The sequence below is a fragment of the Pseudoalteromonas haloplanktis ATCC 14393 genome, from assembly GCF_000238355.1.
In the GTDB taxonomy this organism is placed as follows: domain Bacteria; phylum Pseudomonadota; class Gammaproteobacteria; order Enterobacterales; family Alteromonadaceae; genus Pseudoalteromonas; species Pseudoalteromonas haloplanktis.
This window is the reverse complement of record NZ_AHCA01000007.1, coordinates 19114-44786: the sequence shown is the minus strand read 5'-3', so window position 1 is coordinate 44786 and position 25673 is coordinate 19114. Positions and strand designations below refer to the sequence as shown.

Here is a 25673-nt window from a genome sequence, read left to right as displayed (position 1 = left end):
TGCTTCAGAAAGTGCTTTTACTACAGAAACTCGCAACTTTTAAAGACAGTTGTTAACACAGTGTATTAACCAATTAGTTAAAAAACGAACAATTAGCAAGTTTTAGGGGCAATAAATTTCTCTTTTGGTGCATAAATAACAACTAAAAATCAGCGCGTTATTTTCTAATGGAGGGGATGTAGCAGTAGCCAAAAAGTAACCTAAAGTAGAGCTGGCAAGGGCTTGGGAAGCGTAGCTAAGTATTAAATTTAACCACTAAAGAAGTAAAAAAAATTCAAAGCACCAAACTTCACCAATTTGGTGCGCAATAGGTTTACATCCAGTCAGCGTTACGGATCACGCCAACTGCCAGCCCTTCAATATTGAAAGATTCATGCTCCAAATCCACTTCAATTGGTGCAAATTCATCATTTTCAGCATGTAAGAAAACTTTTTTACCTGCTTTTTCAAGGCGCTTCACTGTTACATCATCATCAACACGAGCAACGACCACTTGGCCATTTTCAGCAACTTGAGTGCTATGTACTGCCAGTAAATCACCATCCATAATACCAATGTCTTTCATACTCATGCCTTGCACTCGTAATAAAAAGTCGGCAGCAGGTTTAAATAATAATGGGTCAACTTGGCAGTGACTCTCAACATGCTGCTCTGCCAAAATTGGCTCACCAGCAGCGACGCGGCCAATCAGCGGCAAACCTAGCTGCTCAGGCTCATCTTCCTCAACTAATTGAATACCACGGCTAGCGCCGGGCTTCATTTTTATAACACCTTTTTTAGCCAGTGCTTTTAGATGCTCTTCAGCTGCATTGGCGCTTTTAAAGCCTAACGTTTGCGCAATCTCAGCACGGGTTGGCGGCATACCGGTATCTTTAATAAATACTTTAATAAGTTCGAGAATTTGAGCTTGGCGATTCGTTAATGGGCGCATACAACTGGTTTTCCATACAGTACATTTAACTGTGAGTATATACAGTTATCTGAAAATCGCAAATATAAATTGACTATAAACGCGCCGTTAATAATAAGCTTACGCTATTTAAATCACTCTCAGAATCTAACGCCGAGCCAAGGCCAAACTTTAATGCTATATGCTGATTAAACCAATAGTGTGTTTGTAACTCATAGTTGTCACTAAGATGCTTTTCATTGCGTATATTAGCAATTAACCCCACTGACCAAGCCTGATTAACATAGTAAACAGCTTTACCTCGTACATATTTATAACGCCCTGCTAATTGTTTTAATTCTAAATCCCAACCTTGATTTTTATTGATATCTGTCCAGCGTACATAGGGCGCATATGTCCACTCTACTGCAACATTCTTAACCTCTTGCCGCCAATTGCTTTCAACACGACTGTAATAAGCGTTAAAACCAAGTTGTAGCTGCTCATTCATCTGCTTGCCAAGTGCAGCACTGACTAAGTAAGCTGTATCTTGCCAATCCTTGTTATCATCGGAGATTCTTTGCAGACTGCCCTGCATAACTAACCCCTCGGGGCCATACACTGCTGCATCTGTATTTAAATAACTAAAATCACCGTTCGAAAACCCACCAAAAGCATAGTTATTGACTCTATTTAAGTCGGCTTTAAGATCATATGGCCCAGTTAGAGGCTCTAGATCTTCAGCAAAATAACGATAACGCGCTCCTAAAAATGACTCATCAAAACCGGCGAGGTCGGTAACACCCAAATCAAGCTGATGCTGTGTAGCAGCTATAGCTGGCGCCTGAGTAAGCACATTTACACACAATAATGCACCGAGTCCAAGTCCTCCTAACTTCATGCTTTAAACCTATTAACAAATACACAATAAAGGTACATTTTAACTATTTTTATGATCTTAACTGTAGAAAAATGTTTAAAAGTGTAGACTGAAAACTCACTAATTTAATGAGGCAGATTTATGAGTATTTGGTATCAACCGATCACCCTAGCGCAGTGCAAAGCATTAGATGAAGGCATTAATGGCCAAGGCACGTTAATGAAAACTATGGGGATTGAAATTAGTGAAATTGGCGATGATTATTTAGCCGCTACAATGCCTGCAATTCCAGCTCATCACAATCCTATGGGCATGGTACATGGCGGAGCAAATGTGGTGCTTGCAGAAACCGTAGCTAGCTACGCTGCAAACTTTGTAGTTGATTTTACGAAGTTTTATTGTGTTGGCCAAGAGATCAACGCTAATCACTTAAAAGCATCGCGTAATGGCACATTAACGGCAATTGCAAAACCGCTGCATTTAGGCAAACGAACATCGGTATGGGAAGTAAAAATCACCAATAGTCGTGGCGAATTATGCTGCGTATCAAGAATGACCGCAGCAGTTGTAGAGCGTAAAGGCTAGCTTGCCAGCGGATAAATCGTAATTTCAATTCCTGCACCAATCGCAGAGATACGCAATAATGTATCGGCACTGAGCGCTTGATTAAAACATTTTGGCGAAGTGCCTGATTCAAAGCCAATATCAAAGGTGCGTCTTGAGCATGATAACCACTGTTTTAATGCATTACGCGAGCACGACTCAATCAACTCACATAAATGGTTAATTGCTTTATCTGGCGAGGTAACATCTTCTTTAGACTCAATACGTGCAAGTTGACGGTACTCATCTTTATCATAATGCAAAACCACAGCACTCTTTTTTAAGTCAGCAACTAGCAAACTAATATCTTGCTTTGATTCCAGCTCTAGATCTACATTTAAAAATTGAATTTCCGACATTGTTTCATTTTTACCCTGCGTTAATAACAACGCAAACTTTAACCCAATTTTACATTTATACCAAATCAACAGTGGATTTTATTATCTGCGACAATTTGCCACATTGGCAAACTCACTATAATTTATACAATAGCGCACTAATAATAACAAACAGGCTGAAGTAATGAATAAACGCATTTTTAAACATGCGCGCAAACTCCACAAATGGTTAGGTTACTTATTGGCATTACAAATTTTTGCATGGTTGCTTGGTGGTTTAGTGATGAGCGCCATCCCTCTTGAGAAAGTACACGGAAAGCACTTAGCTGCACGTCAATTAGATAACCCATTTACTCAAGCTGATTACCCTGCATCGCTAGATAACATTGTGTCCCAAGTACTTCGACCACAGCAAATAACTTATGAGCACTTTTTAACAACACCAATCATTACAGTGCATGGCCAAAGTGGTGATCACAGCTTTAATGGACTTACTGGGCGCCCTTTTGTTGCTCCAACACAATCACAAATTATCGCCAATGCGAAAGCGCATCTACTAATAGATGCGCAAGCCAGCCAAGCAGTTAAACTATCAACTGGCCCAAGAGAAGTAGGTTATAAAAAGAATATTTGGCAAGTCACTTTTGACGACAGTTTCAGTACCACATTATACTTACACGCAGATAGTGGCAAAGTTATTACCGTTCGCAGCACAATTTGGCGAATTTTTGATTTTTTCTGGATGCTGCATATTATGGACTATGATGAACGTGAAGACTTTAACAACCCTCTACTGATCAGCTTTTCAGCCACCAGTGTATTATTTTGCATAACCGGTATTATTTTATTATTGCAAAATATCCGCTTGCGCCGCCGCACTCGTTAAACATAAGCGCGAGGTATTTCAATTTTCCTCGCGCTATTTATCATTGTATTTTAATCAACATACTCCGTTCACCTGATTTACCTATTTGAATGATCACTCTAAAATAGTGCTTCCTGTAGTTCACTAAAGTGATTGGATATGTCGCATTTTCTGCTTGCGCTAGTTTTGGCTTGCCTTAGTTTTAACCTCTACGCTGAACAATTTACTCGCTTTGCAAGTGCCAAAAAATACCTTATAAAAACCTTACCAGAAAACGCCACTAGCCTTTACTGTGGTTGTGATATAAAACGCCAAGGCAAAAAACTAGTACCCGATCCAACTGCATGTGGCTATGTGCCTCGCAACGCAGTCACTCGCTCAGGTAAACCAAATGCACGTGCTACTCGTATTGAATGGGAGCACATTGTTCCAGCGTGGGAATTTGGTCACCAGCTACAATGTTGGCAAAATGGCGGCCGAAAAAATTGTATTAAAACCAGTGCTCAATTTCGTAAAATGGAAGCAGATATAAATAACCTCGCACCGGCAATTGGCGAGATAAACGCCGACCGCTCTAATTACCGCTTTGGCATGATCACCGGGGATGCCAATCAATATGGTCGCTGCCAAGTAAAAGTCGACTTTAAACAAAGAGTAGTAGAGCCACCATTTTATGCACGAAAGCGCATCGCAGATGCCTACTTTTATATGCAAAAAACCTATGGTTTAAAAATATCCGACAAACAGCAAAAGTTGTTTAATGCTTGGCAAAATCAAGCTTTAGCAGCACAACAAAGCAATAAAGCACTCTAACTTCAAGGCGCTATTAGCGCCTTGAAGTTTTGATTAATCAAATATCTTGATGTGGGCCAAACACTTCGTAATGGATACGTGCCGCATCAACATCAAGCGCGAGTAACTGCTGTTTAATTGCCGCCATAAACCCCGTTGGGCCACAGATATAGAAATCCCCTTCTCCTAGCGGTAGCTGCTTAGCAACAGCGCTGACATTCATCAACCCAGTAAATTCTGCCTCCTCGCCACCTTGATTAAACCAAGTGTAGTGATTTAACCGAGTATGCGCCGCGGCTTGCTCCACAAGAAATTGACTAAATGAATGTTGCTGGGTATTTTCACACGCATGTAAATAAGTAACCGTTTGATTCGTTGTATCACTTAATAACGTTTGTAGCATTGCCAGCATCGGTGTTTGACCAACGCCCGCAGAAATTAGTACCACAGGTTTATTATTTGCCCGCAAAAAGAAGTCACCAGCCGGTGGATAAAGCTCCACCACACTGCCCTCATCAAGTGAATGCAAGTAATTCGATACAATCCCCGCAGCTGGCACTAACTCTTTTTTCACGCTAATGCGGTAATTTTCACCATTACTTTGCTGAGAAATAGAGTATTGGCGTATCTCACTATATTGCGCATCAGTGGGCTTCACTTTAATGCCTAAATACTGCCCTGGCTTATGGGTTATTACCGCTTTACCATCAACCGGTACTAACGTAAAACTGGTTACTAACTCTGATTCTGCTTGTTTCTTCGCAATGATGAACTGACGTGTGCCTGACCAGCCACCGTGATTATTTTTACTATGCGCGTATAGTGCGGCTTCCTCGGTGATACAAATATCAGCCAGTAATGCATACGCTTCACGCCACGCATATTCAACTTCAGGTGTAAATTGCGCTGGGATCAATTCTTTTAACGTGCCAATTAAATGCCCGCCAACAATCGGATAATGCTCAGGCAATATATGCATACTGGCATGCTTATGATTAATACGTGCTAGTGCTTCTTTTAACACGGCCAGATTATCAATATTTTGCGCATACGCTGCCAATGCATTAAACAATGCAAATTGCTGACGGCCACTGCGTTGATTCGCCATATTAAAAATATCTTGCAGCTCAGGATTATGGCTAAACATGCGATTATAAAAATGCTCAGTAACGACAGTGCCCGCCTCTGCCAATAAAGGCACGGTGCTTTTAACTATTGCAATGGTTTTATCAGATAACATACGACTTCCTAACATCAATTAACCACGACGCCCATCAACACGACGCCGCGTTAAGATAGGAATACAATGGATCAAGAACAATAAAAATGCCACCAGCCACAACACAGCGCTAAGCTGCCACGCTATATGTGGCCCAATAACAAAGGGTAATAACGAACGAACAATCGCTGCAACAAGCACTAAAGCAAACGCCACAGCCATAAAGTGTGAAATAGTTAAAGGACGCCCAGTATGACCATGCGATACGCGAGTCATCATGGCTAGAATCATCATGCCAATCGTACCTATGGTGATCATGTGTAATGCATCTTTAAATAAGATCACAGGGCTATAAAAACTCAGTGCAACCAACACCAAACCAACCCCAAGCGCTAGGTACGAAAAGTGCAACGACCAGAGTAACGGCACTTTGAGCATTTTATTATTCCACCACAACAATGAGCGACTTAAATGCAATACAGCAACAGCGGCCAATGCCCAACCGGGATTAACACTCGGTATAAATAACTGGCTGATAAAATAAAGCGCAACAGCAAATAACGAGCTGTAAAGCAGCACTTTATCTAAACGCCCAGTACGCACTTGCTCAGCTAAGCCCAAACCGCGAGCGGTAAAAAAGGGCAGCACTCGCCCCGCAACCACACCTACCAGCAACGTCATAACCAACACGGCGGTATCAACAACAGCAAGTGCCAACAGCATGTTCTGCTCAATAGCCAACCATAAGTAGATAATATTTAACGCACACAAGGCGCTTAAAATCGGCAAAAATTGATAGTTATTTTTGTTATTTGCTTTAAGCAACATGTTAGCCAGCGCCGTAATTGCTGCTAACCACCACAGTAATTGCAGTAATAACACCGCATACAAATTAACGTTTTCAATACCAGTACCGGTAATAAAAAACGCAGCTCGGGCTGCCAGCCACACTAGGGTTAGTAGCATCAATTTACTCCCGCTGATACTCGCAACCCCGGTCCAGGTTTGTGCTGCGGTTAACAAAAACCCCACCGCAACAGCACCTGCAAAACCAAACATCATTTCGTGAGCATGCCAGAGCGTGGCTGGTATAGTTAGGCGCCAACTAGCATGACCCGTTAAAATAAGTAACCAATAGCCAATCGACAACACAGCCAATAAGCCAGCACCTAAAAAATAGGGTCGAAATGCCAACATCCATAACGGCCATTGGCTCACTTGGTACACCCGTACTTTTTCTGGCATGGGCTCGGTTAAATTGATTGGTCGCATTAACGTACCTCCTCTCCTAATCCATTAAGTGCTATGCAGCGCAGTACATAACTTATTTTTAAAATTGTGGCGGCAATAATCGTTGCTATATGCGCGACAATTTGTAATTGCATACTCAGTAGCTCAGCAAGCGGATAGCTCAATAAAACCGTGGCTATCATCACTAAGGCACTGACAGCGAGCGCTATATTTGCGCCACTTAACAGTGTAGAGTAGAAATCTGTGGCAACAGATACCTCGTAATAGTTATTAGATGCTGGCATTAACATAACAAGCTCACTTATGTATTCATGTATAACAATGCTACTGCACAGACCAAGCCAACATTTAAATTATATATTTTTCATTCAGTTACACTATTCAAGCTTGACAAAAAAGTCATTATGACTCACCCTTAAACAAATCAAATAAACACACTTAAGTCATTTTGACATGATAAATAATCAACGCTTATTAAATGCTGCCATTACGCTTGCTAAAGTGAATACTCAAGTTGAACCTTTTCAGCAGCTTATTGATTGCATTCAACAGCTGATCCCAAGTGATGCAATTGCCTTACTGACCCTACAAGGGGATGTATTAAAACCACACGCAATTGATGGCCTAACACCTGATACCTTAGGCCGTCGCTTTGTTATTAAAGAGCATCCGCGCCTACAGGCTATTTGTAATGCTAAACACCCTTTACAATTTGCCCACGACTGCCCAATGCCAGATCCGTATGATGGTTTACTCAGTGCTAAAGCTGGGGATATCCCCGTACACGCTTGTTTGGGAATGCCATTATTTGATAACAATGAAAATTTACTCGGAGTGCTGACCCTTGATAGCCTCAACGCGAGTGCGTTTGATAATTTAAGCCTTGAGCACTTAACTCAATTGAGCACGCTTTGTGCTGCGCATTTACACACCACACTGCAATTGCAGCAATATCAAAGTCATGCACAACATAGCAGTGCCTTAGTGCAAGAGCTAAACCGTGAAGCGCTGACCCGCGATGGAGTGGAAATCATTGGTCAAAGCCCTGCAATGCAAACCCTTAAAAATGATATAAAACTGGTTGCAGCGTCTGAATTTAGCGTGCTGATCCAAGGTGATACCGGAGTCGGCAAAGAGTTGGTGGCACGCAACATTCACCTGCATTCTAAACGTAGTGAAAAGCCGCTAATTCACCTCAATTGTGCGTCACTACCCGAGAACCTCGCCGAAAGTGAGTTTTTTGGTCATGCTAAGGGCGCATTTACTGGAGCAGAAAGTGCCCGCCAAGGTAAATTTCAACTCGCTGATGGCGGCACATTATTTTTAGACGAAATTGGCGAACTGCCTCTTGCTATGCAAAGCAAGTTATTGCGCGTATTACAAAGTGGTGAAATTCAAACGGTAGGCGAAGATGAAGTGAAATACGTGGATGTGCGAGTTATTGCTGCGACAAATCGCAATTTAAAGAATGAAGTAGCCGAAGGTCGTTTTAGAGCCGATCTCTATCATCGCCTCAGCGTATATCCACTCATTGTTGCACCACTGAGTGAGCGTGAAAATGATGTAATTCTATTAGCCGGTTATTTTGTTGAACAAACCGCTCGCAAACTGGCAATAAAACAACTCAAACTCAGTGTCGAAACACAACTCTTGCTCACTCAATATGACTGGCCAGGAAATGTGCGTGAACTTGAACATGTCATAAGCCGTGCAGCTCTCAAAGCTAAACAAGCGCAATGGCAGCAGGCTATTATCACGATCACCCCTGCGCATTGTGATTTAAATCTAACTGCTTTATCTAATCATGATTCAGCAAAGCACCATACAACTTCTGCTCCAGTGCTAACTTACCCAGTCAATAGTCGTAACTTATCACTCAAGCAGGCCACCGACACGTTTACTCATCATTTAATTAGCCAGCAACTAGAGCAGCATGATTTTAATTGGGCCGCCACCGCCCGCACTTTGCATGTAGATAGAGCTAATTTAGTCAGGCTCGCGAAGCGCTTAGGTATTGCAGTAAAAAAATCATTTTAGTTGGTAAATCAAAATTTAAAGAGGCATTAAAGCACTTTCATCTGGCATTAAACATGGCGTGGCTAAATAGTGTTTAGCCACGCTTTTTGCTTCAGGCGGAAAATACACGATAACCTCACAATGTAGTCCATGTGATGCAACATAACGGACAAATAGCGGTAACTTACCTGCATTGTGCTTAATTTTATCAAGCTCTGAACTTGCAAGCATCGCATCTCCAAGGTTTTTGCAATACCACATCAGCCTAATTTACGCTCTTGGAAGTAGGCTTTTAGTAATTGACTAAACGCTTGCACTTTAGCGGTACGATGTACTAAATGATGAGTCACTAACCATAAGTCAGTCGGCCAATTAAGTTCATTCGCCAATACTGGGATCAGTTCAGGGTATTGCGCTGCAACATCATGCTGTAAACCACCAATCCCTAAGCCTTTTACGATTGCTCGGGTCGCTTCTGAGGTTTCAGAAACGCGGAGTTTCACTTGCTCAGTAGGAATATTTTCATCAACCCAAGCGAAGTAAGGTACTTTACCGTTGTAACCCGCTACCCCAGAAACAAAATTATGCAGTGGCAGCTGGTTGAGAGTTTTCGGCATCCCGTACTTATCTATATAACGTTTAGAGGCGTAAAACCCGGATGATAAATGTGCTAAGTGCTGAGCGATATAATCACCTTCATCTGGGCGAGGCCCTGCGCGCACAGCAATATGTGCTTGACCGTGATCAAGGCGAAGGCGTTTTTGATCAAGTATGACTTCTAATTGCACCTGCGGATGCAAACTTTGAAACTGCTCGCATACATCACTTAACACATCAATAAAGCCGCTAACTGTTGTAAGCAACAAACTGCCACGCAAGGTGCTGTCTGCAGCAATAATATCGTTATGTAAGCGCTCAAGTTCACTGTTGATAGATTGCGCCGCAGTAAATAACTTAGCGCCTATTTCTGTCACTTTATAACCACGGGCATGACGATGGAATAAACGTGCGTTTAAGCTTTGTTCTAAATTATTGATCCGCCGAAGTACGGTGCTGTGGTGCACGTTGAGCTTTTCGGCCGCGGCCGTTAATGTGCCGAGTCGCGCCACTTCATAAGCGACTTTTACATCTTGCCAGTCATCAAATTGGATTGCCATACTCGCCCTTTCACTGTGTTGTGCATATATGCACATAAGTTTTGCGTTTATTTGGCTTTTCTGCAAGTAAAAATTTGCTAAAGTAACTTATAGACAAACTAATCATAACTTAACCAACATTAAGGCGAACACTATGACTGCACCAAAAATTATTGCCTTAGCAGGCAGCTTGCGTAAAGACAGCTTTAATCAAAAATTGATCAATGAGGCAGCCCGCTTTGCATTAGAAAGCGGCGCAGAAGTAGAAGTGATCAAACTTGCAGATTTAAACTTACCTATGTTTGACGAAGATATAGAAGCGCAAGGTACACCTCAAGGCGCACAGCTATTAAAAGACAAATTACGTGCTGCAGATGGCATTTTACTAGCCAGCCCTGAGTACAATGGTTCGATCACCGCGGTATTAAAAAATGCCATTGATTGGGCATCACGCACCGAACAAGGCGCGGTTCCTGCATTTCGTAACAAGGTAACAGCATTATACGCCTCATCGCCGGGTGGCTTAGGCGGTTTACGTGGCTTAAACCATGTGCGCGATATTTTATCGGGTGTTGGTAGCCTAGTGTTAGCTGATCAACTAGCTGTACCAGCAATTCACACTGTATTAGATGAAACAGGCCGCATTAGCGACCCAGTAACAGCTGAAAAAGTAGCTGGCCTAGCTCAACAACTTGTAAGCGTGACGAGTAAACTGAGCAAATGAGTAAGGTGACTCTAAGAGAGCTTTGTCGCGGCTAACTTTGCGGCGATAAAGTCCTCGTGAGTTACATACAATAAACTAGCAACACGACGAATTACATACTCTTCTTGCGGATCAAGCTCACCATCGGCATAAGCTAAACGCCATAACAGCTCAATTATTTCAATACGCTGTGCGGCGTTGCATTGCGCATTAATTTGTTTAGAAAACTGAAAGTAGTCAATTGCCTCATCCAAACTCTTGCCAGCTTGCTCTGTTAATTGTGCAACGTCTTCATCACTTAAGTTAAAATATTTTTTTAAAGTCAATGCTAACGTTTGCAGCTCATCTGCTTGCTGCTCACTATCGGCACGCATTACCTCAATCAATAACGCAGCTATTGCCGTTTTTAAATCATGTTCTTGCATCGTCGATTGCTGTTCATTAAATGACGAAAAAAGCTGTTTAATTTGTTTGAACATCACATTTTCCCTTTTTGGGTGTTAGACTTAAATCATAACTTAGGCATCACTTTAGTGAAATCAATGGTGCAATACAATAATGGAGTGCAAGGTTTATGACAGGAAAAATAGCGCATTGCTTAAAAATAAGCAGCATTTTAACGCTATTGGCAAGCTGCACTGTGGCGCAAGCAGAAAAAGGTGAGACCGAAAAACTCTATGATTTTGATGAAAAAGTACATTATTACCAAACTAAAATTGATAATAATAACTACCATTTAGAAATTCAGTCTGACGACTATCAACACTTTAAAAACCAAAGCGTGTTTTTACTACGCCATGCTAATCGCTTATGCCGTGGTAATTCGTTTATGTTAAAGGTGACTGATGGCGTACAAGAGTATGACCGTTTTCCAACCAAACCTCGTAAATATCAGCCACCATTAACGGTATTTCTGCAATGTGAGACAGAGCCCACAAAAGACTAGGCTTTTCTTTCTAGTCTTTATAACCCCAAGGTGCAGCAGGTGGTGTAACTGGTTTGGTTAAATCAAAGTCCACACGAAACTCACGACCTTGGCGAATCAAACGGTAAGTGAATTTTTCAGGGTAAATATACATCTGCCATGTATTACCAATCGATTGCGGAATACCTTGGCTAACAAATAATTCTTTTGAATATTGATCCGCAGGGAATGATTGCACATTAGTAAAACCCGCATCAACGGTGTGACCACCATACATGGTTGATACGTCATCAGTGCCATCTTTATGACGATGATCGTGCTTTAAGCTCAAACCACTGCCTGTTTTAGTTATGATCCAGGTACGTGATGCATCATCACCCACATGAAACGGCACTTGTAGCTCACGCTCGTTACAGCGGCGCACATGCATCACCAATTTTTTACCTGCAAATGAACTCGGTCCTACGGCATTATCAACCGTTACAGTTCCTTCATACGCTTTACCACAGTGAGCAGCAATATTATCAAAAAAACCATCATGGCTTGGAATAGAAACCAAAGGCGCAGGGCGTGCAAACGCCGCCGCAGATGCCAGTAATAGAGTCGCCGCAGTTAATAATCTCATAATCTGTTCCTAAAAATATAAAGGAGCAGCTTAGCGTGTTAATAAAAACAAAGGAAGTAATCGCGGTGAATGGTAGTTCAGCTGTAAATAAACGAGATAAAAGTTAGCGAGACGAAAAACAAAAGCGACCATCATTGTTGAACTTAAGTGAAAAAAAACTTATGTTCGATAAATAAAAGATAAAAAAAATAAGGAAGGAGTTATGGAAAGTTACCCATTGCTGGCGTTTATTTTAATTTGTGCGCTATTTATTATACAAAACCGTAAATATAATGCGCTGCTTACACACCTATCACAGGCATACCCAGCACAATGGGAGCAATTAGCTAAAAATACACTCGGCGATACCTCACGCTCCGCTATTGCAGCTAATTTACATGAATCACTCAAAAGTGGCTTTTTCTCAACCCTAGACGACCCAAAAATTAATCAATTTAAAAGACTTAAAACGATTAACATGACTGTTTGTAGTGTACTTGCAGTACTAGGCTTGGCGATTGCTTATATGTATTAACCACATAAAACGCGGCCTTAGCCGCGTTTCATTCTATGATTGAGTAAACCTTTACTGCCAAGGGCGCTCGGCGTTAAGCTTTGCTTCAAAGGCGTCGATTTGTGGGTTGAGGGTTTCGGTCACGCCGATAAAATCTAAACCACTTAATAAACGCTCTTTTACGTCTTTGCGAATATCAAAGCTAATTGGTGCAAACTTGTTACTGGTAAGCTGCTGATTTTCAAGATCGATGTCGATATGAATATCGTCATGTTGCTCGCTCAGTACAAATAAGTCTTCCAATGTTTGCGCAGGAAGTGCAATCGCAAGCATTTGGTTATTGCCGCAGTTATTAAAGAAAATATCAGCAAAGCTTTCCGCTAAAATTACTTCAAAACCATATTGCTTAAGCGCCCATGGTGCATGCTCGCGTGATGAGCCACAGCCAAAGTTATCGCGAGTTAGCAGTATTTGCGCACCTTGGTAACAGGGGCGATTTAAAATAAACTCAGGGTTTGGCTCGCCGTTATCTAAATAACGCCAATCGTAAAACAACGCCGCATCAAAGCCATCACGGCTGGTTGAGGTTAAAAACTGCTTAGGAATAATTTGATCGGTATCGACATTGTTTTTATCAAGTGGGGCCATTAAGCCACTAAAAAAAATGCTCATTAGGCTTCTCCTCTTATATCAACAAAGCGACCATGAATTGCTGCCGCAGCGGCCATTGCAGGGCTCACTAAGTGTGTACGGCCACCACGGCCTTGGCGACCTTCAAAGTTACGGTTAGAGGTAGATGCACAGCGTTTGCCAGCACCTAAACGGTCGTCATTCATGGCTAAACACATTGAACAACCTGGTTCACGCCACTCAAAGCCGGCAGCTTTGAAAATATCGGCTAAGCCTTCATCTTCGGCTTGTTTTTTGACAAGGCCAGAGCCTGGTACGATTAACGCCTCAACACCTGGGGCTACTTGTTTACCTTCAACAATGTGTGCTGCCGCGCGTAAGTCTTCAATTCGGCTGTTGGTACACGAACCAATAAATACCGTATCTACAGTGGCTGACGATAACTTATCACCGGCTGTTAAGCCCATATACTTAAGTGCGCTGCGAATCGCATCCGCTTTAATTAAATCAGGCTCTTGGTCTGGATCTGGAATACACTCATCAACACCAATAACTTGCTCAGGGCTGGTGCCCCAGGTAATTTGTGGCTGGATGCTGCTTGCTTCAAGCTCAACTTCTAAGTCAAACTGTGCGCCTTCGTCAGTTTTTAGAGTTTCCCAATAAGCAACTGCTGCTTCAAAATCATCACCTTGTGGAGCAAATGGACGGCCTTTCAAGTAATCATAAGTAATTTGATCTGAAGCGATTAAACCCGCTTTAGCGCCCATTTCAATACTCATGTTACATAGTGTCATGCGCGCTTCCATTGACAGCGCTTCAATGCCTTCACCACAAAATTCTGCAACATAACCCGTACCACCAGCAGTGCCTAGCTTACCAATCACCGCCATGATCAAATCTTTAGCCGTAACAGTTGGACGCAGAACGCCATTAATTTGGATTTTTAACGACTTGGCTTTTTTCTGCTGTAAGGTCTGCGTAGCTAAGACGTGCTCAACCTCAGAAGTACCAATGCCGTGGGCAAGTGCACCAAATGCACCATGGGTTGACGTATGGCTATCGCCGCACACTATCGTCGTACCTGGTAAGGTGATCCCTTGCTCAGGCCCCATTACATGCACGATACCTTGGTTAATTGAATTTAAATCATAAAGTACAATGCCAAACTCTTTACAGTTGGCATCAAGCGCCATTAATTGGTTTTTAGATACTTCACTGGCAGCATCTAATGAACGACTTTTGGTCGAGACATTATGATCCATAGTCGCAATGGTTTTCTCTGGGCAACGTACTTTACGGTTTTTCTCACGAAGGCCTGCGAATGCTTGCGGTGATGTCACTTCGTGCACTAAATGACGGTCAATATAAAGTAAGTCGGTTTGCTCATTAATACTAGCTACAACATGTGCTTGCCAGATTTTATCGTATAACGTTTGGGCCACTTGCTGATCCCCTAATCAGTTTGACTCGCCGCGTGACGGTGCAGCGAGTGAATAATTGTTTAAATAGCCGCTCGCTTTATATGCGAGCAACAATCGCTGCGGCAACATCCTGCGTGGTATAACCCGCATTTGGATAGATATCTGGCGTGCCTACACCAGCTTCAACCGCTTCGGCAACGGCTTTTTCGATGCTGCGCGCGGCTTCATCTTGGCCTAGTGAATAACGTAACATTAACGCCGCACTTAAAATTTGCGCAATAGGGTTAGCGACCCCTTTACCAGCAATATCAGGTGCTGAACCACCCGCTGGTTCATACATACCAAAACCTGATTGGTTTAAGCTAGCTGACGGTAATAAGCCCATAGAGCCTGTGATCATTGCGCATTCATCTGATAAAATATCACCAAATAAGTTATCACACAGTAACACATCAAACTGGCTTGGCTGCTTAACTAACTGCATTGCTGCGTTATCAACGTAAATATAATCTAGGCTTACTTCTGGATAGTCCTTACTTACCTCTGTAACCACTTCGCGCCATAACACGCTCGAAGCAAGTACATTCGCTTTATCAACTGAGGTTACATGATTATTACGTAATTTTGCTGCTTCAAAAGCGAAACGAGCGATACGTTCAATTTCCTTGCGTGAATAAGTTTGCGTATCGAATGCCGATTCCTCAGCACCTTCGCCACTGCGGCCTTTTTCACCAAAATAAATACCACCGGTCAGCTCACGCACACATAAAATATCAAAGCCTTGTGCACTAATATCAGCGCGCAGCGGTGATGCAGCACTTAGCGCTGGTAACAGTTGCGCTGGGCGTAAGTTACAAAACAAGCCAAAGTGTTTACGCAGCGGTAACAGTGAAGCACGCTCAGGTTGTTCATTGGCAGGTAGGTGCTCCCATTTAGGGCCGCCCACTGAACCAAATAAAATCGCATCAGCACTTTCGCAGGCAGCTAGAGTTTGATCAGGTAACGCTTTACCAAATTGATCAATCGCAGCACCACCAATAGCATGATGATGACGAGTTAAAGTAAAACCAAATTTACTGCTCACAGCATCCAATACTTGCTCTGCTGCTGCCATTACTTCTGGGCCGATACCGTCGCCTGCTAATACTGCAACGCTGTAATTTGATTGACTCATCCTGCTTTCCTTTGTTGTTTTAAATCAGACACTTTTTGTGCGCGATAAATTAAGTTATAAACGCGGATCATAGCGCGCACTGACGCTTCAACCACATCCGCTGCGATACCTGCACCGTGATAAGGGCGGCCATCATATTTAGCGATTATATTTACCTCCCCTAGAGAGCTGGCGCCTTCACCGGTGGCCTCTAGGTTAAACTCAATCATTTCAACAGCCATGCCTGTTAAACGCTCAATCGCTAAGAATGACGCTTCTACAGGGCCATTACCGGTAGCCGCTTCTTGCTTAGACTCACCATTAATCGTCATACCGATTGTAGAGCTTGCTACTGATTGCGAGTTAGATGTTGAGTTAACAAACTCTAATTGGTATTTATCATCTTTATCACTAATTTGATTAAAATAAATCATCGCTTCAAGATCATAGTCATACACTGTGCCTTTTTGATCGGCAAGGGTTAAGAAGCTTTCATATAGGCTATCCATATCATAATCAGACTTTTGATAGCCTAATTCTTCAAGGCGGTGCTCAATAACATGACGCCCTGAACGAGAGGTCATGTTTAGTTGGTTATTTGGCACGCCGACACTTTCTGGCGACATAATCTCATAGGTATTTTGCGCTTTTAATACGCCGTCTTGGTGAATGCCAGAACTGTGAGCAAACGCATTCTCGCCGACAATGGCTTTATTTGGCTGCACCGGCATATTACAAATTTTTGCCACTTGGCGAGACGCACGGTAAATTTCTTCACTACGAATATCAGTATGCACTTTTAAGTGGTCTTGACGCATTTGCATGATCATCGCCACTTCTTCAAGCGAACAATTACCCGCACGCTCACCAATGCCATTGATCGTACATTCGATTTGCCGTGCTCCGGCTTGTACTGCAGCAATTGAATTAGCAACCGCTAAACCTAAATCATTATGGCAATGCACACTTAAACGCGCTTTATCGATATTTGGCACGTTATTCATCAAATGACGGATCATCGCCGCATATTCATCTGGTGTTACATAGCCAACTGTATCTGGTAAATTGATAGTAGATGCGCCAGCATTAATTGCCTGCTCAACTATTTTACATAAATCCCAATGCGGCGTTCGACCAGCATCTTCACATGAAAATTCCACATCATCAGTATAGTTACGCGCAAGTTTAATTGATTTAACCGCCATGGCTGTGGCGTCATCTAAACTCATGCGTAATTTATGTTCTAAATGCAAAGGACTCGTAGCAATAAATGTATGAATACGACTTTGTTGAGCTGTACGCAGGGCTTCACCGCAAGCTTCGATATCTTTAGCAACAGCACGTGCTAAACCACAAATAATTGGCCCTTTAACTTCTGTAGCAATACGTTGCACTGAACGAAAGTCAGCAGGGCTTGAAACCGGAAAGCCAACTTCCATTACATCCACATTTAGGCGGCTAATGGTATGCGCCAGTTGGATTTTATCTTCTTCAGTCAGGCTTGCTTTAAGCGCCTGCTCACCGTCACGTAAGGTGGTGTCAAAAATCCATACTTTATCTTGATCTTGCATAATCTGCCCTTAATTCTCAGCTACCCTGATTGCGAGATAAAAAAAACCCCGCATATTGCGGGGTTTTTTGTGTTTACTTAATGCAAATACACTAATCCCCGCTCACGTGCGCTAGCAGTAAGAGGTTTAGTTTTAATGTAATTAAACGTGTATTTTGCATCATCTTTACTAAATGTGTGTGTTCAGTGAGCCCTATTTTTAACACTTCAAAACACTGCTTGCAAGCATAATCTCACCTTTAAAATAATAAAAAAGCACAATCAAAGAAATAAAAAACCTTAAAAACACAAAAGTAGAGATATAAAATCTACAATAAACTCAAGGTGCCGATAAGATACTTGGCTTTATGGTAGATCCTGCTTAGATAAGTTTTCTATTTTAATTGCCACTACATGCTCAACTTTTATTAAAGCGGCCTGCTATAGTAGTTATTTATTCTCCCGCTATAGTGTTTGCTTTGAACGAAGTTCGTGTAATGTGCAACCGCGACCTTGCATCACAACAATATCGCTTTATTCGTTTTTAAAAGCCCCTAACGGTTTTACTTTCGACTTTGTCGCATCTTCAATAAACCACTGCTTTGCTTCATCTTCAGTCAACCCTTCCTCTGACAACCGTTTATACAATGCTTTTTGTGATGGAGTTGAATGCTCGCCATTTAGCTTGGCAGCTAACTCCTTTAAACCAGCTTCTGGTAATGTTTTCCCCCAAGGTAAATCGCTATTTGTAGGGTTAGGCAATGGTAACTTTAACTGCAAACCATGATTACTGGTGTTATCAGTCATTGAGCCTATATCATTAAAGTTAAAACCAGAATTACCCGCAGAATTAAAGCTAGCAACGCCTAACTCCATGTTATACACCCTGTCTTCCTCGCTGGTGTATATATCACTAAGTTGGTTTGTAAATATCTCACCAAAAGGCCTTAAGCCGTTTACTTCAACACGCTTTGGCGATTCATACTTTAAGCTAAAGTTCGCTGCAAAAACAAAAACCTGCTCTTCACCGGCAAATGCTTTAGCGTCTTTATTATGCCAATTAAGAAGCGCTCGACCTTGCATGCCTCTGTCATTACTGTGCCCAGCCTTATTAAGTAGCTCAACAAACTCTCGGTATTCTCTAAACTTTGCACCTGTTGAGTCATCAAATTGATAGTTATCATCTTCCCATCTATTTAAAGCTTGGTTGTAGCCTTTATTTGCATTACGAGTCGCCTTACCTAAATAATAGAGTCTTGATTTATAAGTAGGGCCCACATCATTAATGCCAATGGTTTGTTGTAGAGTTAATTCACATGGCACACTGCGCCAATTCAAACCTATCAGTGTTTTTGTATAGTTTTCTGATTCAAGTTTTGTACAGGTAGCAACGACCATAATGTCTACTTTGGTATTCCAGTCAAAGTCATCAAAAATAATGCCATCACCAAACTGGCGTACTTTAAACCCTAAACTTTGTGCTGCATCAAATTGGCTTTCAAATAAACGGATTGAGTGTCCTTGCCTTTGTATTTTACTGGTTATTAAATAAGGCTTCCCTTCACCACCAAAACGCACCAATATTCGAACACTTTTTTCCCCGGCAAAAAGTTCAGGACGAACAAAACTAGAACTTTTACTGGTTAAAAAATCTTTTATTAGTAGTGACTCTTCATTGCCACCATCACGTTCTGTATTTAAATCTACATAAAAGTCGGTAGCTATATATTTATTTTTTATACCAAGCCCATTAAGAATATTTAAATAGCCGGAGTCAAAAATCATTTCATCGTTATTCTCTTCTCGCTCACCCATTAACGGCAATACTACTTCACGACTACTGCCAACTTGGGCACTAATGTAATAACGCATGTCAGCAAAGTTTTTAGCTCGATAATATTCAAGTGCAGAGTCATGCATAAATGGGTAAAAAGCTTCTTTATGCACCATGGGTTTAGTACCCAAATATGTTTTTGGCCCTAGCTGAAAAAACGGCGTAAACACACAGCCAAACTTTCCTGCAAAGTGCTTTTCGCTTTCTAATAGCTCAGACTCAACAAGCGGCCTTACGAGCTCTTTGTAAGCAAGCTCGTTATTTACCCCATCACAACGCGTAACTTTAAAGGCAATAGGGGCAATAGCGGTCATCGTATCGTTAAACACCACTAAAACACGAATAGGTGTGAATGGCGTTAAGCGCTTTAGTTTGTTAGCAATAATTGGCAACCATTTTTTTGAATTTTGGTCTTGATAGTATATAGCGCTGTGGTGATAGCTCGCCTCACCATAGTCAGAAAATACCGGCTCAAATGTGTTTGCAAAGCTTTCTAAGTATTTACTGCCTGCTTTTTCTTGCGTGCCAAAGGTATGAATAGGAAAGTAGTTTTGAAATTCAGCGGTAATATAGTTATGTTCACGCGCGAGTGTTGGCACCGCCATCATATAAAAGCCGTAAGGATTAAATTGAGATTGCATATAGAGCGTATTTTCGGGATCTTTTACCACAGCTTTACGTGCGGCTTTATCTAACAGGCTGTAATTGTCACTAAAACCATAGAGCGCTTTATTATCAGTATCATTACTTTGTTGTGCGGTAATGCCATCAATTAAAAAAACCCAAAACGTATCCATTCGAATAGACGCACCGGGTAAATTAGGAAGCGCCCAGCTATCACCTAATAAAAAGTTTTCTATGTATTGTTTTACTTTATAACGCTCTAGGTTGCTATAATATTCGCTTTTATCTCCTTCACGCTGGGCCCTTAATAACAAGCCCATCAGGCCCGATATTGCCTCTGAGCGCAGTCTAAATTGCGCAGCCCACTGCGTACTTTGTTCTGTGCTTTCGCTGTCTTTAAATTCATTAAGCAGCTCATGCATCATCCCTTGGTTAGCCGCACATTCTTGGCCTAGGCGTTTATCTCTTTGAATTTCGGCATAGTACTTTTTACAGGTATTATCGAGCAGTACTTCATCCATTAAATTAGCAGCTGATGTAGCTATAGCACCACCTGCTTTTATAACTGCCACCGCCGCCGCAATGGGCGCTGTTGCCGGAATAAATGCCATCACACCCAAAGCAATGTTGATCATTTGCCACGCCATGGCATCAACCGTTTCACCTACTTTTATGTCGTTAACCACAGTTAAATTACGAAAGCGCTCTAAGCTATCCATACCTTCGCGTGATGGGCAAACAGAGAGCTGGCTAATAGCATAAGCGGCAATATGTACACGGCGATTTTGCGCTCGGCTGGCTTCGTCTTTATTATTTACAAGTGGCTGAGTATAACCCAGACCTTGCACTTCAATGCGCGCTTCATCAATACCTGCTTGAGTTACTAAAACATTTTTAACAGCATCGGCTCGTCGCTCAGATAGCGCCATATTATAATCGTAATGACCCAGATCGCAGGTATGGCCTGCCACTATAATTTTAAGAGATTCGTTTAGCTCAAACGCTTTTAAAACCGCTTCACTTTGCTGCAAAATAGCATCACGGTATTCATCGGTTACCTGCTCACTATTAAGTGCAAACTGTGCTTTAATTACCACGTCTTTTACTATTTCTTTAGCGCTTAAATGCTCAAAGTAATCTTGTGCAATGGTTTTATAATGCTGCTTAGATTGCACTAAATTAGGGATATTAGTGCCAATTTGTTGTACTGTCGTTTGCCCGAGCGCAACAATGTTAGTCGCTAGGTCAGCTATATTTAACGCATTGCCTGTTGCATCCATGGCCACTTTAGGAATACCAATACGCCCAGCGACAGTACCGCTGTACTCCCTCATTTGCGCAGGTGTATTATCAGGCAAGCGCCACAAGTTTTTTGCAAGCGCATCTTTCCAATCATCTGTGGTAAAGCCTGCGCGCGCACTGCGTAGCTTTTGCCACGCATCTTGCCCTTCTTGCATCGCAAATACAGAATCAAGGGTGGCTTGAATGGTTGTATCTGCATTCGCTCTTAAATGATCGTGTAAAGCTTTGGCAATTTTACTGCCTAACACAAATTTACCGTTAGTAGTAAAGTTACCATTACTGGCACTGGCGGTTATATCGGTATTTATTAACCCGGCGGCGAGTTGTGCGCGGCCTTTTGTCACCGCCCAACCATGACAAAAGCTTTCATAGCCACTAGCCATTTTAATGGGCTCATCGCTGACTTTAGCGCGGCCAATTTCTTTACCATTTTCATCTTTTACACTGATGTTTTTCGGGTCATAGGTAGCATGCTCGGTTTTTAAATCTTTTGCATAACTAATTAAGTGGCTATAAAAGCGCGGGAATTGCTTTATTATTGCCTCTTCAACCGAAAGCGGATCGCAGTTAATCACATCAAACTCACCGGCTTCATTTTTTATATCAAAGCGGAGCATTTCGGCAAGTTCGTAGTAATCGTAGTTATCATCTGACTGAACTGATTTGGCACACCAGTTTGAAATATTAGCTTGGTAGGTATCTTGATCAAGCCTTACTTTGATTCTATACAACCCTTTGGGTAGTATCTTGTTAGTACCTGATATCACTGCTAATTTAGTTTCAGTGTCGAAAGTAGCAAATAAATCTTCACCCACAGGCGGTGACAAAACAATATTTTCACCCGGAGAAAGAAGCGGGATGTTTGGATTAATACTTAAAATTACTGCTCGGGTTTTTGCCAGTATATAAGCTTGGATACTTTGTACGTTCTTCTGAGTTATTTCTTTTTCATACCATTTATTGTAAGTGTCATCTTCGCTATTTTCTGTAGGTTGTTTTAAATTGGTAACGGGGACTGTTTGTAACTCTAATAGCGGTGTATTTGTGCTACTGTAATTTTTTAAATTATTAACAAACTCTTTTGCCCAGCCTGTTGGGTTATTATTTGCAATAAGCCCTATAGACTCCATTGGCGGAATAATAATAGATCGTTGATTATTATTAGCCATGTATGCATGAAATGGCTGGCGTACCTCTAATGAATCACTATTTATTGTCGATAAAATACCTGCGCTATTTGTTTTTAATATAACAGGTTTTTTTACATCATAGGCAGCTGACTTAGGCTGTTCAGCCACCACAAATCGATTTGCTACCGGGGTTAATCTACCCACGGGCGTGTTGTTTTCAACATAACCAGTTAATAAGTACACTATTGGGCTGGCACTTCCTTTGCTCATGTCATGCATAATTAGTTACTCTGTGCTTTTTGGTTGGTAATAGCAATGGGCGCTATGCTTCTAAGCCCCCACATTCTCATTTCTTTAGTGCGTATTACCTGCTGTTCACCGGTTAAAATATTAGTTTGGGTAATAATACTATAAGTAACTGGCTTGTTATTTTCATCAACTTCACCTCTAGGGTTATAGCCAAATTTAAGGGTAACATCTTCATCAAGTGAAAAGATTACGCCATTTCCCTCCCCTTTTTCTGAGTGCTCTATTTCAGGGTTTGCAATATTCACCCAATGAAAGTGGGCTTTCGGTCTAGCGTGGGTCATAAACGCTAAATACTTGCCATCGGGCGAAATTCGATGGTTTTTCATTCTCCATTTGCGTGGAAAACCAAAATTCACTTTACGTACTATCTCACCATCAAACTTATGTATCCAAAAGCCATCATGCTTTACCGCTAAAAACTCTTTATCGCCGGGCAGTAAAAATAGCTCGTCAGCGTAAATTATTTCGCGCTGTGTAAGTGTTGCTGTTGATACCTTGTAGTTGTAATGCTTACCATCTGCATAAAAAATCACATTATCGCTATCTGAGGTCCAGTTAAATGAAGGATGACCACCACCGCCTGACATGGTAATTAACTTTTGCTCTTTAGTGTCGTACAACTGACGAGTAGCTCGGTCATTTATATAACCCGAAATAGCGATATAGCGGTTATCTGGGGAGCGGCTTGGTTTATGCAGCCCTACGGGTCTAAATTGCATAAACACTTCTTCAGGAATTATGCGGCGCCTGTCTGAGCCATCTAACCTTGATGACCACAGTGTGCGTACCTCACTGTATTTATATTTATTCCAAAACATTAACCGCGGGGTTGAAAATGTATCAGCATCGCCATACACCTCTTCACGTATTTCCATTGGCCACTCAGGGTGGTTTTTATGCTCCTCTGCCCATGGGTATTTAGCAAGGTCAATCTCTACTTGCTCAGAACCCTGTGATGACGGCTCCGAGCAACCGCTTAGTACCAAGCTGGCACAAAGAGAGAACACACAAAACATGCTGTATTTTTTAAAAAACATCAAAAACTATCCTTTTACTGAATGAGCCTATTTATTGGATTGCTGTAAACAAACTCATTATTTAAAACTTTTTAAATTATCAACAAACTCTTTCGCCCAGCCTGTTGGTTATTATTGGCAATAAGCCCGATAGACTCCATTGGTGGAATAATCATAGGTCGTTGATTATTATTAGCCGTGTATGCATGAAACGGCAGGCGCGTCTCTAATGAATCACTGTTTATTGTCGATAAAATACCAGCACTATTAGTTTTTAAAACAACAGGCTTTTTTGTATCGTATGTGGCTAGCTTTGGCTGTTCAGCCACCACGATTCGGTTTGCTACCGGGGTTAACTTACCAATGGGTTTATTGTTTTCAACATAACCAGTTAATAAGTACACCAATGGGCTTGCAGATCCTTTGCTTAGTTCATGCATATTAACTTCCTTGCATTGCCGAATTAGTAATTGCAATAGGGTATATTGAGCCCATACCCCAAATATTATTCTCTTTTTCTAATACTTCTGATTGCTCGCCTGTCACTATGTTTATTGTTCTTATAATACGCTCGGAAAGGAACCACCCTTTCTCATTACGCTCAGGCAAATTGCGATTGGTATATTCAAGCTGATAATCTTCTTTATCAGAGAAGATAACGCCATTACCTTCCCCTATTTCTGAGCTCTTTATTTCCGGGTTAGCAATATTAACCCAATGAAAATGTGCTTTTGGTCTACCTTGAGTCATAAATGCCAAGTATTTGCCATCGGGTGAAATACGGTGGTTTTTCATTTCCCACGCTTTTGGGAAACCAAAATTAACTTTGCGTACTATCTCGCCATCAAACGAGTGAATCCAAAAACCATCGTGCTTTACCGCTAAAAACTCTTTATCTCCCGGAAGTAAAAAAGCAGCGCCACTGTGGTGAATTTGCGGCCGCGGGGTTAGCTCGCCTGTTGGAACATGGTAATTAAAGTTTTTGCCATCTGAGTAAAAGATTACGTTTTCGCTGTCTGAGGTCCAGTTAAACCACGGGTAACCACCACCACCTGACATGGTAATCAACCTTTGCTCTTTGGTATCGTAAAGCTGGCGCGTCGCTCTATCATTGATATAACCCGAAATAGCTATATAGCGGTTATCTGGGGAGCGGCTTGGTTTATGTAGCCCTACAGGCCTGAATTGTATAAACACTTCTTCAGGAATTATGCGGCGCCTGTCTGAGCCATCTAAACGAGATGACCACAGCGTGCGTACCTCACTGTATTTGTATTTACTCCAAAACATTAACCGCGGGGTTGAAAATGTATCAGCATCACCATACACCTCTTCACGTATTTCCATTGGCCACTTAGAGTGGTTTTTATGCTCCTCTGCCCATGGGTATTTAGCAAGGTCAATCTCTACTTGCTCAGAACCCTGTGATGACGGCTCCGAGCAACCGCTTAGTACCAAGCTGGCACAAAGAGAGAACACACAAAACATGCTGTATTTTTTAAAAAACATCAAAAACTATCCTTTTACTGAATGAGCCTATTTATTGGATTGCTGTAAACAAACTCATTATTTAAAACTTTTTATAATGAAGACAAAATGAATGCGCTTACTCTTCTGTTATTTCTGCCATTGTTACAGTTTTTGGTGTTTGCTTGTTAAGCTCGCTGAATGGCACGTTATCAAATATATAGTAAGTAGGCTGACCGTCGTTTGGGTCTTGTATTAAATCGAAATTGCCACTTTGGGGGATGTCGGTAAATTCTATACGAACCCAATCCCCCTCAGGTATTACACGTGATATGGGTTTTATTTGCTGCCAGTTATGTTGATTATTTACTAGCACAAGCTGTTCTTTTGCGTAATTTTTTGTATTTGTATCGACTTGATACAAAAATACAAAAGCGGGTTTCACAATCGTTAACAGATTTGTATTGTTAACTACCATTGGCATACTATGCGGGGTACTCATA

General features: G+C 41.7%; 26 protein-coding genes. 7 read left to right on the top strand and 19 right to left on the bottom strand.

Annotated features, from left to right (window positions below):
• Positions 1-313: 313 nt before the first annotated feature.
• Together lexA and PHAL_RS0113780 are read right to left on the bottom strand one after the other, a co-directional pair.
• Positions 314-931 (bottom strand): transcriptional repressor LexA, encoded by a 618-nt coding sequence (gene lexA / locus PHAL_RS0113785; RefSeq protein WP_016709009.1) that lies wholly within the window; start codon positions 929-931, stop codon positions 314-316.
• A gap of 73 nt (positions 932-1004) precedes the next feature.
• Positions 1005-1790, bottom strand: coding sequence for a hypothetical protein (locus tag PHAL_RS0113780; protein ID WP_016709008.1), 786 nt, complete (start codon positions 1788-1790; stop codon positions 1005-1007).
• Positions 1791-1910: 120 nt separating this feature from the next.
• Between PHAL_RS0113780 and PHAL_RS0113775 the strand changes: the two genes are divergently transcribed.
• On the top strand, positions 1911-2354 hold the full coding sequence (locus PHAL_RS0113775; RefSeq protein ID WP_016709007.1) for a PaaI family thioesterase: 444 nt from the start codon (positions 1911-1913) through the stop codon (positions 2352-2354).
• On the opposite strand, the gene PHAL_RS0113770 is transcribed toward PHAL_RS0113775, so the two are convergent.
• Positions 2351-2731, bottom strand: coding sequence for a hypothetical protein (locus PHAL_RS0113770; RefSeq protein ID WP_029216163.1), 381 nt, complete (start codon positions 2729-2731; stop codon positions 2351-2353). The genes PHAL_RS0113775 and PHAL_RS0113770 overlap by 4 nt on opposite strands.
• 163 nt (positions 2732-2894) lie before the next feature.
• On the opposite strand from PHAL_RS0113770, the gene PHAL_RS0113765 reads away from it, so the two are divergent.
• The gene (locus tag PHAL_RS0113765; RefSeq protein ID WP_016709005.1) at positions 2895-3596 is read left to right on the top strand and encodes a membrane protein; all 702 of its coding nucleotides are present in this window, start codon (positions 2895-2897) and stop codon (positions 3594-3596) included.
• A 138-nt stretch (positions 3597-3734) separates the two neighbouring features.
• Entirely contained in the window at positions 3735-4388 is a 654-nt protein-coding gene (locus tag PHAL_RS0113760; RefSeq protein WP_016709004.1) for an endonuclease, read from the top strand.
• A 37-nt stretch (positions 4389-4425) separates the two neighbouring features.
• Here PHAL_RS0113760 and hmpA read toward each other — a convergent pair whose 3' ends face one another.
• The 3 genes from hmpA to PHAL_RS0113745 are packed head-to-tail and all read right to left on the bottom strand — an operon-like array spanning position 4426 to position 7127.
• A complete protein-coding gene (gene hmpA, locus PHAL_RS0113755; protein WP_016709003.1) occupies positions 4426-5607 on the bottom strand; it encodes an NO-inducible flavohemoprotein in 1182 nt (393 codons plus the stop codon).
• A gap of 18 nt (positions 5608-5625) precedes the next feature.
• Positions 5626-6858: an NnrS family protein gene (locus PHAL_RS0113750; protein ID WP_016709002.1), complete on the bottom strand. Its 1233-nt coding sequence runs from the start codon at positions 6856-6858 to the stop codon at positions 5626-5628.
• A complete protein-coding gene (locus PHAL_RS0113745; protein WP_016709001.1) occupies positions 6858-7127 on the bottom strand; it encodes a hypothetical protein in 270 nt (89 codons plus the stop codon). Before PHAL_RS0113745 ends, PHAL_RS0113750 begins: the two co-directional genes overlap by 1 nt.
• A 166-nt stretch (positions 7128-7293) precedes the next feature.
• Between PHAL_RS0113745 and norR the strand changes: the two genes are divergently transcribed.
• Positions 7294-8874, top strand: a complete 1581-nt coding sequence (norR, locus tag PHAL_RS0113740; RefSeq protein WP_374954836.1) for a nitric oxide reductase transcriptional regulator NorR — start codon at positions 7294-7296, stop codon at positions 8872-8874.
• A 15-nt stretch (positions 8875-8889) separates the two neighbouring features.
• Here norR and PHAL_RS23095 read toward each other — a convergent pair whose 3' ends face one another.
• On the bottom strand, positions 8890-9084 hold the full coding sequence (locus tag PHAL_RS23095) for a hypothetical protein (protein WP_016708999.1): 195 nt from the start codon (positions 9082-9084) through the stop codon (positions 8890-8892).
• A gap of 29 nt (positions 9085-9113) precedes the next feature.
• Positions 9114-10010 carry a LysR family transcriptional regulator gene (locus PHAL_RS0113730; protein ID WP_016708998.1) on the bottom strand — a complete coding sequence of 299 codons (897 nt, stop codon included), beginning with the start codon at positions 10008-10010 and terminating at the stop codon, positions 9114-9116.
• Between the two features lie 133 nt (positions 10011-10143).
• Here PHAL_RS0113730 and PHAL_RS0113725 point away from each other — a divergent pair, with 133 nt between their 5' ends.
• Positions 10144-10713 carry an NADPH-dependent FMN reductase gene (locus PHAL_RS0113725; protein ID WP_016708997.1) on the top strand — a complete coding sequence of 190 codons (570 nt, stop codon included), beginning with the start codon at positions 10144-10146 and terminating at the stop codon, positions 10711-10713.
• Between the two features lie 11 nt (positions 10714-10724).
• Here PHAL_RS0113725 and PHAL_RS0113720 read toward each other — a convergent pair whose 3' ends face one another.
• Positions 10725-11171, bottom strand: coding sequence for a tellurite resistance TerB family protein (locus PHAL_RS0113720; protein WP_016708996.1), 447 nt, complete (start codon positions 11169-11171; stop codon positions 10725-10727).
• A gap of 95 nt (positions 11172-11266) precedes the next feature.
• On the opposite strand from PHAL_RS0113720, the gene PHAL_RS0113710 reads away from it, so the two are divergent.
• The gene (locus PHAL_RS0113710) at positions 11267-11638 is read left to right on the top strand and encodes a hypothetical protein (protein WP_016708994.1); all 372 of its coding nucleotides are present in this window, start codon (positions 11267-11269) and stop codon (positions 11636-11638) included.
• Positions 11639-11648: 10 nt separating this feature from the next.
• On the opposite strand, the gene PHAL_RS0113705 is transcribed toward PHAL_RS0113710, so the two are convergent.
• Entirely contained in the window at positions 11649-12242 is a 594-nt protein-coding gene (locus PHAL_RS0113705; protein WP_016708993.1) for a hypothetical protein, read from the bottom strand.
• Between the two features lie 202 nt (positions 12243-12444).
• On the opposite strand from PHAL_RS0113705, the gene PHAL_RS0113700 reads away from it, so the two are divergent.
• Positions 12445-12756, top strand: coding sequence for a hypothetical protein (locus PHAL_RS0113700; protein ID WP_016708992.1), 312 nt, complete (start codon positions 12445-12447; stop codon positions 12754-12756).
• 51 nt (positions 12757-12807) lie between these two features.
• Here PHAL_RS0113700 and leuD read toward each other — a convergent pair whose 3' ends face one another.
• The 9 genes from leuD to PHAL_RS0113655 all read right to left on the bottom strand — a co-directional run bounded on the left by leuD (position 12808) and on the right by PHAL_RS0113655 (position 25672).
• Complete coding sequence (gene leuD, locus PHAL_RS0113695; RefSeq protein WP_016708991.1) at positions 12808-13407, bottom strand: 3-isopropylmalate dehydratase small subunit; 600 nt, start codon at positions 13405-13407, stop codon at positions 12808-12810.
• Complete coding sequence (gene leuC, locus PHAL_RS0113690) at positions 13407-14807, bottom strand: 3-isopropylmalate dehydratase large subunit (RefSeq protein ID WP_016708990.1); 1401 nt, start codon at positions 14805-14807, stop codon at positions 13407-13409. The genes leuD and leuC overlap by 1 nt, the downstream gene beginning before the upstream one ends.
• A 76-nt stretch (positions 14808-14883) precedes the next feature.
• Complete coding sequence (gene leuB / locus PHAL_RS0113685) at positions 14884-15960, bottom strand: 3-isopropylmalate dehydrogenase (protein ID WP_016708989.1); 1077 nt, start codon at positions 15958-15960, stop codon at positions 14884-14886.
• Positions 15957-17510: a 2-isopropylmalate synthase gene (leuA, locus tag PHAL_RS0113680; RefSeq protein WP_016708988.1), complete on the bottom strand. Its 1554-nt coding sequence runs from the start codon at positions 17508-17510 to the stop codon at positions 15957-15959. Before leuA ends, leuB begins: the two co-directional genes overlap by 4 nt.
• Positions 17511-18022: 512 nt before the next feature.
• Positions 18023-22657 carry an OmpA family protein gene (locus tag PHAL_RS0113675; protein WP_016708987.1) on the bottom strand — a complete coding sequence of 1545 codons (4635 nt, stop codon included), beginning with the start codon at positions 22655-22657 and terminating at the stop codon, positions 18023-18025.
• 2 nt (positions 22658-22659) lie between these two features.
• Positions 22660-23724 carry a hypothetical protein gene (locus tag PHAL_RS0113670; RefSeq protein ID WP_016708986.1) on the bottom strand — a complete coding sequence of 355 codons (1065 nt, stop codon included), beginning with the start codon at positions 23722-23724 and terminating at the stop codon, positions 22660-22662.
• Positions 23725-23795: 71 nt separating this feature from the next.
• Positions 23796-24143 carry a hypothetical protein gene (locus PHAL_RS23090; protein ID WP_016708985.1) on the bottom strand — a complete coding sequence of 116 codons (348 nt, stop codon included), beginning with the start codon at positions 24141-24143 and terminating at the stop codon, positions 23796-23798.
• Position 24144: 1 nt separating this feature from the next.
• Complete coding sequence (locus tag PHAL_RS0113660; protein ID WP_016708984.1) at positions 24145-25212, bottom strand: PD40 domain-containing protein; 1068 nt, start codon at positions 25210-25212, stop codon at positions 24145-24147.
• A 97-nt stretch (positions 25213-25309) separates the two neighbouring features.
• Complete coding sequence (locus tag PHAL_RS0113655; RefSeq protein WP_016708983.1) at positions 25310-25672, bottom strand: hypothetical protein; 363 nt, start codon at positions 25670-25672, stop codon at positions 25310-25312.
• Position 25673 lies beyond the last annotated feature (1 nt).

What these genes read in the sequence shown, in the direction of transcription:
- lexA (WP_016709009.1), bottom strand. Translation starts at nt 931, where the DNA reads ATGCGCCCATTAACGAATCGCCAAGCTCAAATTCTCGAACTTATTAAA.
- PHAL_RS0113780 (WP_016709008.1), bottom strand. Translation starts at nt 1,790, where the DNA reads ATGAAGTTAGGAGGACTTGGACTCGGTGCATTATTGTGTGTAAATGTG.
- PHAL_RS0113775 (WP_016709007.1), top strand. Translation starts at nt 1,911, where the DNA reads ATGAGTATTTGGTATCAACCGATCACCCTAGCGCAGTGCAAAGCATTA.
- PHAL_RS0113770 (WP_029216163.1), bottom strand. Translation starts at nt 2,731, where the DNA reads ATGTCGGAAATTCAATTTTTAAATGTAGATCTAGAGCTGGAATCAAAG.
- PHAL_RS0113765 (WP_016709005.1), top strand. Translation starts at nt 2,895, where the DNA reads ATGAATAAACGCATTTTTAAACATGCGCGCAAACTCCACAAATGGTTA.
- PHAL_RS0113760 (WP_016709004.1), top strand. Translation starts at nt 3,735, where the DNA reads ATGTCGCATTTTCTGCTTGCGCTAGTTTTGGCTTGCCTTAGTTTTAAC.
- hmpA (WP_016709003.1), bottom strand. Translation starts at nt 5,607, where the DNA reads ATGTTATCTGATAAAACCATTGCAATAGTTAAAAGCACCGTGCCTTTA.
- PHAL_RS0113750 (WP_016709002.1), bottom strand. Translation starts at nt 6,858, where the DNA reads ATGCGACCAATCAATTTAACCGAGCCCATGCCAGAAAAAGTACGGGTG.
- PHAL_RS0113745 (WP_016709001.1), bottom strand. Translation starts at nt 7,127, where the DNA reads ATGTTAATGCCAGCATCTAATAACTATTACGAGGTATCTGTTGCCACA.
- PHAL_RS23095 (WP_016708999.1), bottom strand. Translation starts at nt 9,084, where the DNA reads ATGCTTGCAAGTTCAGAGCTTGATAAAATTAAGCACAATGCAGGTAAG.
- PHAL_RS0113730 (WP_016708998.1), bottom strand. Translation starts at nt 10,010, where the DNA reads ATGGCAATCCAATTTGATGACTGGCAAGATGTAAAAGTCGCTTATGAA.
- PHAL_RS0113725 (WP_016708997.1), top strand. Translation starts at nt 10,144, where the DNA reads ATGACTGCACCAAAAATTATTGCCTTAGCAGGCAGCTTGCGTAAAGAC.
- PHAL_RS0113720 (WP_016708996.1), bottom strand. Translation starts at nt 11,171, where the DNA reads ATGTTCAAACAAATTAAACAGCTTTTTTCGTCATTTAATGAACAGCAA.
- PHAL_RS0113710 (WP_016708994.1), top strand. Translation starts at nt 11,267, where the DNA reads ATGACAGGAAAAATAGCGCATTGCTTAAAAATAAGCAGCATTTTAACG.
- PHAL_RS0113705 (WP_016708993.1), bottom strand. Translation starts at nt 12,242, where the DNA reads ATGAGATTATTAACTGCGGCGACTCTATTACTGGCATCTGCGGCGGCG.
- PHAL_RS0113700 (WP_016708992.1), top strand. Translation starts at nt 12,445, where the DNA reads ATGGAAAGTTACCCATTGCTGGCGTTTATTTTAATTTGTGCGCTATTT.
- leuD (WP_016708991.1), bottom strand. Translation starts at nt 13,407, where the DNA reads ATGAGCATTTTTTTTAGTGGCTTAATGGCCCCACTTGATAAAAACAAT.
- leuB (WP_016708989.1), bottom strand. Translation starts at nt 15,960, where the DNA reads ATGAGTCAATCAAATTACAGCGTTGCAGTATTAGCAGGCGACGGTATC.
- leuA (WP_016708988.1), bottom strand. Translation starts at nt 17,510, where the DNA reads ATGCAAGATCAAGATAAAGTATGGATTTTTGACACCACCTTACGTGAC.
- PHAL_RS0113675 (WP_016708987.1), bottom strand. Translation starts at nt 22,657, where the DNA reads ATGCATGACATGAGCAAAGGAAGTGCCAGCCCAATAGTGTACTTATTA.
- PHAL_RS0113670 (WP_016708986.1), bottom strand. Translation starts at nt 23,724, where the DNA reads ATGTTTTTTAAAAAATACAGCATGTTTTGTGTGTTCTCTCTTTGTGCC.
- PHAL_RS23090 (WP_016708985.1), bottom strand. Translation starts at nt 24,143, where the DNA reads ATGCATGAACTAAGCAAAGGATCTGCAAGCCCATTGGTGTACTTATTA.
- PHAL_RS0113660 (WP_016708984.1), bottom strand. Translation starts at nt 25,212, where the DNA reads ATGTTTTTTAAAAAATACAGCATGTTTTGTGTGTTCTCTCTTTGTGCC.
- PHAL_RS0113655 (WP_016708983.1), bottom strand. Translation starts at nt 25,672, where the DNA reads ATGAGTACCCCGCATAGTATGCCAATGGTAGTTAACAATACAAATCTG.